Origin of the sequence: Streptomyces sp. DI166, from assembly GCF_900091315.1 — a bacterium.
Taxonomy (GTDB): domain Bacteria; phylum Actinomycetota; class Actinomycetes; order Streptomycetales; family Streptomycetaceae; genus Streptomyces; species Streptomyces fuscus.
This window is the reverse complement of sequence record NZ_FLSP01000058.1, coordinates 45,408-54,885: the sequence shown is the minus strand read 5'-3', so window position 1 is coordinate 54,885 and position 9,478 is coordinate 45,408. Positions and strand designations below refer to the sequence as shown.

The following is a 9,478-nucleotide window of genomic DNA, read 5'->3' as shown; positions in this document are numbered from 1 at the left end:
CCCTGGCCCTCGGAACCCTGGCCCTCGGAACCCTGGCCCTCGGAACCCCGCCCTCGGAACCCTGGCCCTCGGAACCCCCGCCCTCGGATGCCTCGCCCGCAGAACCCTCCGCCGCAGAAGCCTTGGCCGCCGAGCCCTCGCCCGAAGAACCCTCCTCTGCGGAACCCCCCGCCGCGGAACCCTCGGCCCCCGGCACGGCGACGGCCTCCTCCGGCGCGGCCTCCGCGCGCGGCGTCTCCGCTCCGGTGTCCCCCGTGGTCTCGGGCTCCGTGCTCACAGCGTGCTCCAGTCGTGATCGGGATAGCGGTGCACGGGCGCCGACACATCGTCCAGCGCCCGGCAGATCTCGTCAGGAAGACTAAGGGCCTCCACTGACAAAGCCGCCGTGAGCTGCTGCGCGTTGCGCGCGCCGATGATGGGCGCGGCCACTCCCGGCCGGTCCCGGACCCAGGCGAGGGCCACCTGGAGCGGGGTCACCGCCAGCCCGTCCGCCGCGGTCTGCACGGCGTCCACGATCCGGCTCGCGGTGTCGTCGAGGTACGGCGCGACAAAGGGCGCCAGGTGCTCGGAGGCGCCCCGGGAGTCCGGCGGCGGGGTGGCGCCGCGGTACTTGCCGGTGAGCACGCCCCGCCCGAGCGGCGAGGAGGGCAGCATCCCGATGCCCAGATCCAGCGCGGCGGGCAGCACCTCGCGCTCCACGCCCCGCTGGAGCAGGGAGTACTCCAGCTGCGTACTGGCCAGCCGGGTCCGTATGCCCGGCGCCGCGAGCTGCCAGGTGGCGGCCTTGGCGAGCTGCCAGCCGCAGAAGTTGGACACGCCCGCGTACCGGGCGCGGCCGCTGCTGACCGCGATGTCGAGGGCCTGGAGGGTCTCCTCCAGCGGGGTGTCCGGGTCGTAGGCGTGGATGTGCCAGACGTCGACGTAGTCCGTGCCGAGCCGGGACAGGGAGGCGTCGAGCGCGGCGAGCAGATGCCCCCGGGAGCCGTCGACCCGGCGCTCGGGGTCGGGCACGCTGCCCGCCTTGGTGGAGATGACCAGGTCCCGGCGCGGCACCAGGCCCTCCATGAGCTGCCCGAGCAGGTACTCGGCCTCCCCGTTGCCGTACACGTCCGCCGTGTCGACGAGCGTCCCGCCGGCCTCCCAGAAGGTCTTCAAGAGGTCCGCGGCGTCGTGCTCGTCGGTGTCCCTGCCCCAGGTGAGGGTGCCGAGTCCGATCCGGGACACGCGCAGGCCGGTGCGGCCGAGATGCCTCTGCTCCATGAACGCCGAGATTACTGGCCAGAACCTTCCACGTGGGTGCCTGTGGACAACCGGTTTCCCGGTCAACGAAAAGAACCGGCGCCGTGCCCCGGCGCCCTCCCCGCCGGGGCGGTCACCGCGCTAAGGTCTCGGCAACAAGGACGTTACTGATCAGTAAGGGGAATCGGCCATGCAGCTCGGGATCAACCTCGGCTACTGGGGTGCCGGAATGGACGGCGACAATCTCGCCGTCGCCCAGGAGGCCGACCGCCTCGGCTACGCCGTCTGCTGGGCCGCCGAGGCCTACGGCTCGGACGCCGCCACCGTGCTCAGCTGGGTCGCCGCCCAGACCGAGCGCATCGACGTCGGCTCGGCCATCTTCCAGATCCCGGCCCGTCAGCCGGCGATGACCGCGATGACCGCCGCCACGCTGGACTCCCTCTCCGGCGGCCGGTTCCGCCTCGGCCTCGGCGTCTCCGGGCCGCAGGTCTCCGAGGGCTGGTACGGCGTCAAGTTCGACAAGCCGCTGGCCCGCACCCGTGAGTACGTCGAGATCGTCCGCAAGGCGATGAGCCGGGAGCGGCTCACCCACGACGGCGAGCACTGGACGCTGCCGCTGCCCGGCGGCCCCGGCAAGCCCATCAAGCTCACCGTCCACCCCACCCGCGAGCACATCCCGCTGTACATCGCCGCGATCGGGCCGAAGAACCTCGAACAGACCGGCGAGATCGCCGACGGCGCCCTGCTGATCTTCCCCGCCGCCGAGCACCTGGAGGACACGGCGGTCAAGTACATCCGCGCGGGCCGCGAGAAGGCGGGCAAGACCCTCGAAGGGTTCGACATCTGCCCGACCGTCCCGCTCGCCGTCGGCGACGACAAGGACGTCGCCTCCCTCGCCGACACCTTCCGCCCCTACACCGCCCTGTACGTCGGCGGCATGGGCAGCCGCAAGCAGAACTTCTACAACCAGCTCGCCCAGCGCATGGGGTACGAGAAGGAAGCCGCCGAGATCCAGGACAAGTACCTCTCCGGCGACAAGCAGGGCGCCGCGGCCGCCGTCCCGCACGACCTGATCGACTCCACCACCCTGCTCGGCTCGGTCGACCGCATCGCCGACCGCATGCGCGCCTACGCGGAAGCGGGCGTCACCACCCTCACCCTGGCCCCCGCGGGCTTCACCCTGGACGAGCGCCTGGCCTCCCTCCGCGCGGGCACGGAAGCCCTGGAACGCGCGGGCCTGGCATAACCCCCGGCCCCACGGGGCGTCCCGGCGCGGGGCCACGCCGGCGCCGGGACGACGGACTCGCCGCGCCCGGCTCCGCCCGCGCGAGGCGGGGACACGGCGTATCCGCGCCAGGAACGGGGCGACCTCGCGCAGACCTCCCCGCGCACGGCAGCCGGTCGGCACCACGGCCCTGGAACCGGTCGACTCACCGCCCATCGACAGAGCCCCCGCGCGGGGGCGCGGGGGCTCTGAAGTGTGCCGGTTCCGTACCGGAGGTTTCCGCGGCCGTGGTGGGGGCTCGGGGGTCTTCCCCGCCACGGCCGTCACGCAGAACAACGCGTGCGCGCCCGCACGGTTACGCCCCTGTGGTGACGGCGCCCGTCCTCCTTTTGGCGGAGTTGTCCGACACAACTGTTGCAGCACCCCTCGCACCGCATTTGACTCGTTCTTTGCGGAGTCCCGCGGAGGCACACAGAGAGGTGCTCACGATGCTTTCGGCCAAGAGTCTGTTCCAGGAGATCCTCGACCACGACGAGTCCTTCGCCCTGTTCTGCTCCATCGCCGCGAGCGGGGAGTCCCAGGGAGGCTGGGAGAACGCCCGCATCGCCGCGCTTGTCCCGGCGGACGAACGCGGCATGGCCCCCAAGATCACCCGGCACGGCGCCGACGAGGACAAGCACGGCCGGATCTTCAACGCCCTGATGAAGAAGCGGGGACTGGAGCCCGTCCCCGTCCCGCCCGAGACCGACTACACGATGCTCCTGGAGAAGCACGGCATCGGTCTCGCCCACGAGAAGCTCAAGGGCGAGGAACCCCTCACCGTCCAGGACATCGTCACCTACCTCGCCCACAGCAGGGTCACCGAACAACGCGCCTCGGAGCAGATGGAACTGCTGCGCAAGCACTTCTCCGACCACCCCGACATCGGCCGCGCGGTGAAGATGATCTCCAACGACGAGGACAACCACCTCGCCTACTGCCACGAGGAACTGCTGCGCTTCGCCCGCGCCGGACACGGCCGCGCGATCCAGCGGACCCTGCGGGAGTGCGCCCTCGCGGAGATCCGCATCTACCGCGACGTCAGCCTCTCCGTCATGGCCCACATGGGCCGCATCCTAGGCTGGCCGCGCGCCAAGTCCGCGGTGCTCGCCGCCGGCATCCACGCCGTGTACGCCTGGGAACGGGCCGCGGGCTGGCGGCGCATGGTGTCCCTGGAGATGCCCGAGCGCCGCGACGCCCTCGGCGGCCCCGCCACCTCCGCCCCCGAGTTCGCCTAACGCGCCGGGCGGGACAGCCTCACATCCAGCCCCGCCGCTTGAACAGCCGGTACAGCAGAACCTCCAGGGCGACCATGGCCGCGATCAGCAGCGGGTACGACCACCGCCAGGTCAGCTCGGGCATGTGCTCGAAGTTCATGCCGTAGACCCCCGCGACCATCGTGGGGACCGCGGCCATGGCCGCCCACGCGGAGATCTTCCGCATGTCGTCGTTCTGCCGCACGCTCATCTGCGCCAGATGCGCCGACAGCACGTCCGACACCAGCCGGTCCAGACCGTCCACCGCCTCGTTCACCCGCGTGAGGTGGTCGCTCACGTCCCGGAAGAACGGCCGCGCCTTGTCGTTGACGAACGGCACCGCCACGCCGCCGCCCGTCCCCGCCAGCCGCGCGACCGGCAGCGCCAGCGGCCCGGTGGCCCGCCGGAACTCCAGGATCTGCCGCTTGAAGGTGTAGACGCGGGACGCGGCGTCCCGGGACCCGCCGCTCGGCGAGAACACGTCCGCCTCCAGCCCCTCCAGATCCGTCAGCAGCTCCGACGACACCTCCATGTAGTGGTCCACGACCGCGTCCGCGATCGCGTACAGCACCGCCGTCGGCCCCTTGACCAGCAGCTTCGGCTCCTGCTCCAGACGATGCCGGACCGCCTTCAACGGGGAGCCCTCGCCATGACGGACCGTCACCACGAAGGAGTCACCGAGGAAGATCATGATCTCGCCGGTGGAGACGGCGTCGCTCCTCGGCTCGTACACCACCGGCTTCAGCACCACGAACAGCGAGTCGTCGTAGACCTCCAGCTTGGGGCGCTGATGGGCCTTCAGGGCGTCCTCCACGGCCAGCGGATGCAGCCCGAACTCCTGCGTCACCAGGTCGAACTCGTCCTCCGTCGGCGAGTGCAGACCGATCCAGACGAACCCGCCCACCGCGCGCGCCGCGCCGAGCGCCTCGGACAGGTCCCCGGGGGCCTGGGTCCGTCGCCCTTTCTCGTAGACCGCGCAATCGACGATCACGGAGCGTATTCTCCCGTCTGCGCCCGGCCGCCGCACCCCGTGGTGCGCCTACCCTGGGCCGCATGCCCACGTTGATCCTGGTCCGGCACGGACGTTCCACCGCCAACACCGAGGGACTGCTCGCCGGCCGGATGCCCGGCATCGCCCTCGACGAACGCGGCGCCGCGCAGGCCGCCGCCCTCCCCGGCCGCCTCGCCGGGCTGCCGATCTCCGAGGTCGTCACCAGCCCCCTCCAGCGCTGCGAGGAGACCGTACGCCCCCTTCTCGACGCGCGTCCCGGGCTGCGTGCGCACACCGACGAGCGGATCGGGGAGTGCGACTACGGCGACTGGTCCGGCCGCAAGCTCGCCGAGCTCAAGGACGAACCCCTGATGGAGATCGTCCAGGCGCACCCCTCGGCGGCCGCCTTCCCCGGCGGCGAGTCGATGCGGGCCATGCAGACCCGCGCCGCCGAGGCCGTACGCGAGTGGAACGCGCGCGTGGAGCGCGACCACGGCGCCGACGCCGTCTATCTGATGTGCTCGCACGGGGACATCATCAAGTCCCTGGTGGCGGAGGCACTCGGGCTTCATCTCGACCTCTTCCAGCGGATCGCTGTGGAACCGTGTTCCATCACCGCGATCCGTTACACCCGTCTGCGGCCCTTCCTTCTGCGCCTCGGCGACACCGGCGACTTCGCCTCCCTGGTGCCGCGCGAGGAGCCGCCGGCCGGTGACGCCGCGGTCGGGGGTGGCGCGGGCGCACCGTGATCGCCGGGCGCAGTAGGGTGAAGCGGTCGCGGTAAGCGGCCCCGACCACGAGTCCGTTCACGATTCCCATGGAGACAGGACGTGTCCCGTCAGGTGTTCCTCTACGACCCGCCGGACCGCTTCGTGGCCGGCACGGTCGGACTTCCCGGACGCCGTACGTTCTTCCTCCAGGCCACCGCCGGCTCCCGGGTGACCAGCGTGGCCCTGGAGAAGACCCAGGTCGCCGCGCTCGCCGAGCGCATGGACGAACTGCTCGACGAGGTGGTGCGGCGCAGCGGCGGCAGCGCGGCCGTGCCCGCCGTGGCACCCACCGAAGTCGCCGACACCGCCCCCCTCGACACCCCGATCGAGGAGGAGTTCCGGGTCGGCACCATGGCGCTGGCCTGGGACGGCGAGGAACAGCGCATGATCGTCGAGGCGCAGGCGCTGGTCGAGCTGGAGGCCGAGTCCGAGGAGGACCTCGCCGAGGCCGAGGAGCGGCTCCTGCAGGACGAGGAGAACGGCCCGCCGATGCTGCGGGTCCGGCTCACCGGCGCGCAGGCCCGGGCCTTCGCCAAGCGCGCCCTGGACGTCGTCAACGCCGGGCGGCCGCCGTGCCCGCTGTGCAGTCTGCCCCTGGACCCGGAGGGACACGTATGTCCGCGCCAGAACGGATACCGCCGCGGAGCGTGACCACGCCGGACCTGCTCACCGAGGGCGAGCTGACCGTGCGCGGCCGGATCCGCGAGGCGTCCAACGCCGCCCTGCTGTGCTCGGTGTCCCTCGCGGGCCGGGAGGCGTCCTGCGTGTACAAGCCGGTCGCCGGTGAGCGCCCGCTGTGGGACTTCCCCGACGGCACCCTCGCCCAGCGGGAGGTCGCCGCGTACGCGGTCTCCGAGGCGACCGGCTGGGACCTGGTGCCGCCCACCGTGCTGCGTGACGGCCCCTACGGCGAGGGCATGTGCCAGCTGTGGATCGACCTCGAACCCGGCGCCGAACTGCTCGCCCTGGTCGACCGGGAGGAGCCCGAGCCCGGCTGGAAGGCCGTCGGTCTCGCCGACGTCGGCGAGGGACGCACGGCCCTGCTGGTGCACGCCGACGACGAGCGGCTGCGGCGGCTCGCGGTACTGGACGCCGTGATCAACAACGCCGACCGCAAGGGCGGTCACCTGCTGCCCGCCGCCGGGGGCCGCCTCTACGGCATCGACCACGGGGTCACCTTCAACGTCGAGAACAAGCTGCGCACGCTGCTGTGGGGCTGGGCGGGCGAACCCCTGACGGGGGAGGCCATCGACGTCCTCAAGGGCCTGAGGGCGGCCCTGGAGCCCGCCGGGACGCTCACGGCCACCCTCACCCCGCTGATCACCGCGGCGGAGCTGGACGCCACCCGCGCGCGGGTCGACGCCCTCCTCGCCTCCGGTGTCCACCCCGAGCCGACGGGGGAGTGGCCCGCGATCCCCTGGCCGCCGGTGTAGTGCGCCGCCGGGCACACGCCCCGGCGGAGCGCAAGAGGGCCTTCCCGGCCATCCGGCGTGATCCGGTTCGTATATGGAACGCCGGTCCGGTTACGCTCATGACATGTATGCCTGGCCCGCTTCTGAGGTCCCCGCCCTGCCCGGCACGGGCCGCGACCTCCGGATCCACGACACCGCGACCGGTGGGCTCGTCACCCTTGAGCCCGGTCCCGTCGCCCGTATCTACGTCTGCGGCATCACCCCGTACGACGCGACCCACATGGGTCACGCGGCGACCTACAACGCGTTCGACCTCGTCCAGCGCGTGTGGCTCGACACCAAGCGGCAGGTCCACTACGTCCAGAACGTCACCGATGTCGACGACCCGCTGCTGGAGCGGGCCGAACGCGACAGCGTCGACTGGGTGGCCCTCGCCGAGAAGGAGACCGCCCTCTTCCGCGAGGACATGACCGCCCTGCGCATGCTGCCCCCGCGGCACTACATCGGCGCCGTGGAGGCCATACCCGGCATCGTGCCGCTCGTGGAGCGGCTGCGGGACGCCGGAGCCGCCTACGAACTCGAAGGCGACATCTACTTCTCCGTCGAGTCCGACCCGCACTTCGGCAAGGTCTCCAACCTCGACGCCGCCGCCATGCGGCTGCTGTCCGCCGAGCGCGGCGGCGACCCGGACCGCCCGGGCAAGAAGAACCCGCTCGACCCGATGCTGTGGATGGCCGCCCGCCCCGGCGAGCCCAGCTGGGACGGCGCCTCGCTCGGCCGGGGCCGCCCCGGCTGGCACATCGAGTGCGTGGCCATCGCCCTGGACCACCTCGGCATGGGCTTCGACGTCCAGGGCGGCGGCTCCGACCTCGCCTTCCCGCACCACGAGATGGGCGCCTCGCACGCCCAGGTGCTCACCGGCGAGTTCCCCATGGCCAAGGCCTACGTCCACGCGGGCATGGTCGCCCTGCACGGCGAGAAGATGTCCAAGTCCAAGGGCAACCTGGTCTTCGTCTCCGCGCTGCGCCGCGAGGGCGTCGACCCGGCCGCCATACGCCTCGCGCTCCTCGCCCACCACTACCGGTCCGACTGGGAGTGGACCGACCAGGTGCTCCAGGACGCCGAGGCCCGCCTCGGCCGCTGGCGCGCGGCCGTCTCCCGCCCCGACGGCCCCTCGGCGGAGGCGCTGGTCGAGGAGATCCGCGAGGCCCTCGCCGACGACCTCGACGCCCCGTCCGCGCTCGCCGCGGTCGACCGCTGGGCCGCGCTCCAGCAGGAGAACGGCGGCACCGACGAGAGCGCGCCCGGCGTGGTCTCCCGCGCGGTGGACGCGCTGCTCGGCGTCGCGCTGTAGGACACGCACGGTGGTTCCCCGGCTGCCGGGGAACCACCCGTGTGCCGCGCGGCGAACCTGTCAGGACGCTGTCGAAGACGGGCGCCCGCTGTGGTGGGCGCGGCGCATGTGATGGGGTGGAACGGTCAGTTGACCGCTGGACCGGTTCAACTGCCGGTCCTCTCGTGGAAGGGCACCCCGTGGCTCCCACACACGGCTCCTTCGCACATCCCCTCAGCCGCCGCGGACTGCTCGCCGTCGGCGCCGCGGCCACCGGTGCCGCACTGGTCGGCGCACCCGCCCACGCGGCCGCCGGACCCACCGTCATCCCCCTGCCGGACGGCTTCCGCCCGGAGGGCATCACCATCGGCGGCGGCCCCTACGCCTACCTCGGCTCCCTTGGCGACGGCTCGATCTACCGCGCCGACCTGCGCACCGGCACCGGGAAGATCGTCTCGTCCGGCCCCGGCACCCCCTCGGTCGGGCTCAAACTCGACGAGCGGGGGCGGCTGTTCGTCGCCGGACGGGCCGAGGGCGCCCGGGTGGTGGACGCCCGCAGCGGCGAGACCCTCGCCTCCTACCGCCTCGCCGCCACCACCCCCACATTCGCCAACGACGTGTTCCTGACCCCGCGCGCGGCCTGGTTCACCGACTCCTTCCAGCCCGTCCTGTACGCACTCCCGCTCGGCCGGCACGGTCGGCTCCCGGACGCGGAGGACGTCGTACGGATCACCCTGGGCGGCGCCTGGAGCCAGGTCCCCGGCGAGGTCGTCAACGCCAACGGCATCACCCGCACCCCCGACGGCTCCGCGCTGCTGGTCGTCCAGTCCGGGGTCGGCGCCCTGCACCGGGTGAACCCGCGCACCGGCGTCACCGAACTCGTCGACCTCGGCGGCGCCGACCCCCTCACCAACGGCGACGGCCTGCTGCTGATCGGCCGCACGCTGTACGTCGTGCAGAACCGGCAGAACGCCGTCGAGGTCTTCACCCTGGCCGCCGACGGCCGCAGCGGGGTCTTCCGGCGCCGGATCACCGACCCCGCGTTCGACGTGCCGACAACGGTGGCCGCCTTCCGGGGGCGGCTCTACCTGCCGAACGCCCGGTTCACCACGACTCCGACACCGGAGACGACGTACACGGTCGTCTCGGTACCGAAGTAACGAGAAGAAGCAACGAGGAGAAGCAACGAGCAACGGAAACGGCGAAGGGCGGC

Annotated in this window: 9 protein-coding genes; 7 read left to right on the top strand and 2 right to left on the bottom strand. The window is 72.3% G+C overall.

Annotated elements, in window-relative coordinates; all coding sequences use genetic code 11:
• Positions 1 to 273: 273 nt before the first annotated feature.
• Positions 274 to 1,260, bottom strand: a complete 987-nt coding sequence (locus GA0115233_RS25615) for an aldo/keto reductase (RefSeq protein WP_093722652.1) — start codon at positions 1,258 to 1,260, stop codon at positions 274 to 276.
• Positions 1,261 to 1,429: 169 nt separating this feature from the next.
• Here GA0115233_RS25615 and GA0115233_RS25610 point away from each other — a divergent pair, with 169 nt between their 5' ends.
• Entirely contained in the window at positions 1,430 to 2,485 is a 1,056-nt protein-coding gene (locus tag GA0115233_RS25610) for an LLM class F420-dependent oxidoreductase (protein ID WP_093722651.1), read from the top strand.
• A 467-nt stretch (positions 2,486 to 2,952) separates the two neighbouring features.
• A complete protein-coding gene (locus tag GA0115233_RS25605; protein ID WP_093722656.1) occupies positions 2,953 to 3,741 on the top strand; it encodes a ferritin-like domain-containing protein in 789 nt (262 codons plus the stop codon).
• A gap of 19 nt (positions 3,742 to 3,760) precedes the next feature.
• Here the strand turns inward: GA0115233_RS25605 and GA0115233_RS25600 are convergent, their stop codons facing one another.
• Positions 3,761 to 4,750 (bottom strand): magnesium and cobalt transport protein CorA, encoded by a 990-nt coding sequence (locus GA0115233_RS25600; RefSeq protein ID WP_176711937.1) that lies wholly within the window; start codon positions 4,748 to 4,750, stop codon positions 3,761 to 3,763.
• Positions 4,751 to 4,812: 62 nt separating this feature from the next.
• On the opposite strand from GA0115233_RS25600, the gene GA0115233_RS25595 reads away from it, so the two are divergent.
• From GA0115233_RS25595 to GA0115233_RS25575, 5 genes are all read left to right on the top strand, one after another.
• The gene (locus GA0115233_RS25595) at positions 4,813 to 5,499 is read left to right on the top strand and encodes a histidine phosphatase family protein (protein WP_093722650.1); all 687 of its coding nucleotides are present in this window, start codon (positions 4,813 to 4,815) and stop codon (positions 5,497 to 5,499) included.
• An 81-nt stretch (positions 5,500 to 5,580) separates the two neighbouring features.
• A complete protein-coding gene (locus GA0115233_RS25590) occupies positions 5,581 to 6,171 on the top strand; it encodes a DUF3090 domain-containing protein (protein ID WP_093722649.1) in 591 nt (196 codons plus the stop codon).
• Complete coding sequence (locus tag GA0115233_RS25585; RefSeq protein WP_093722648.1) at positions 6,135 to 6,953, top strand: SCO1664 family protein; 819 nt, start codon at positions 6,135 to 6,137, stop codon at positions 6,951 to 6,953. Before GA0115233_RS25590 ends, GA0115233_RS25585 begins: the two co-directional genes overlap by 37 nt.
• 103 nt (positions 6,954 to 7,056) lie before the next feature.
• Positions 7,057 to 8,286, top strand: coding sequence for a cysteine--1-D-myo-inosityl 2-amino-2-deoxy-alpha-D-glucopyranoside ligase (gene mshC, locus GA0115233_RS25580; protein ID WP_093722647.1), 1,230 nt, complete (start codon positions 7,057 to 7,059; stop codon positions 8,284 to 8,286).
• A gap of 179 nt (positions 8,287 to 8,465) precedes the next feature.
• Positions 8,466 to 9,425, top strand: coding sequence for an SMP-30/gluconolactonase/LRE family protein (locus GA0115233_RS25575; protein ID WP_093722646.1), 960 nt, complete (start codon positions 8,466 to 8,468; stop codon positions 9,423 to 9,425).
• Positions 9,426 to 9,478 lie beyond the last annotated feature (53 nt).

What these genes read in the sequence shown, in the direction of transcription:
- GA0115233_RS25615 (WP_093722652.1), bottom strand. Translation starts at nt 1,260, where the DNA reads ATGGAGCAGAGGCATCTCGGCCGCACCGGCCTGCGCGTGTCCCGGATC.
- GA0115233_RS25610 (WP_093722651.1), top strand. Translation starts at nt 1,430, where the DNA reads ATGCAGCTCGGGATCAACCTCGGCTACTGGGGTGCCGGAATGGACGGC.
- GA0115233_RS25605 (WP_093722656.1), top strand. Translation starts at nt 2,953, where the DNA reads ATGCTTTCGGCCAAGAGTCTGTTCCAGGAGATCCTCGACCACGACGAG.
- GA0115233_RS25585 (WP_093722648.1), top strand. Translation starts at nt 6,135, where the DNA reads ATGTCCGCGCCAGAACGGATACCGCCGCGGAGCGTGACCACGCCGGAC.
- GA0115233_RS25595 (WP_093722650.1), top strand. Translation starts at nt 4,813, where the DNA reads ATGCCCACGTTGATCCTGGTCCGGCACGGACGTTCCACCGCCAACACC.
- mshC (WP_093722647.1), top strand. Translation starts at nt 7,057, where the DNA reads ATGTATGCCTGGCCCGCTTCTGAGGTCCCCGCCCTGCCCGGCACGGGC.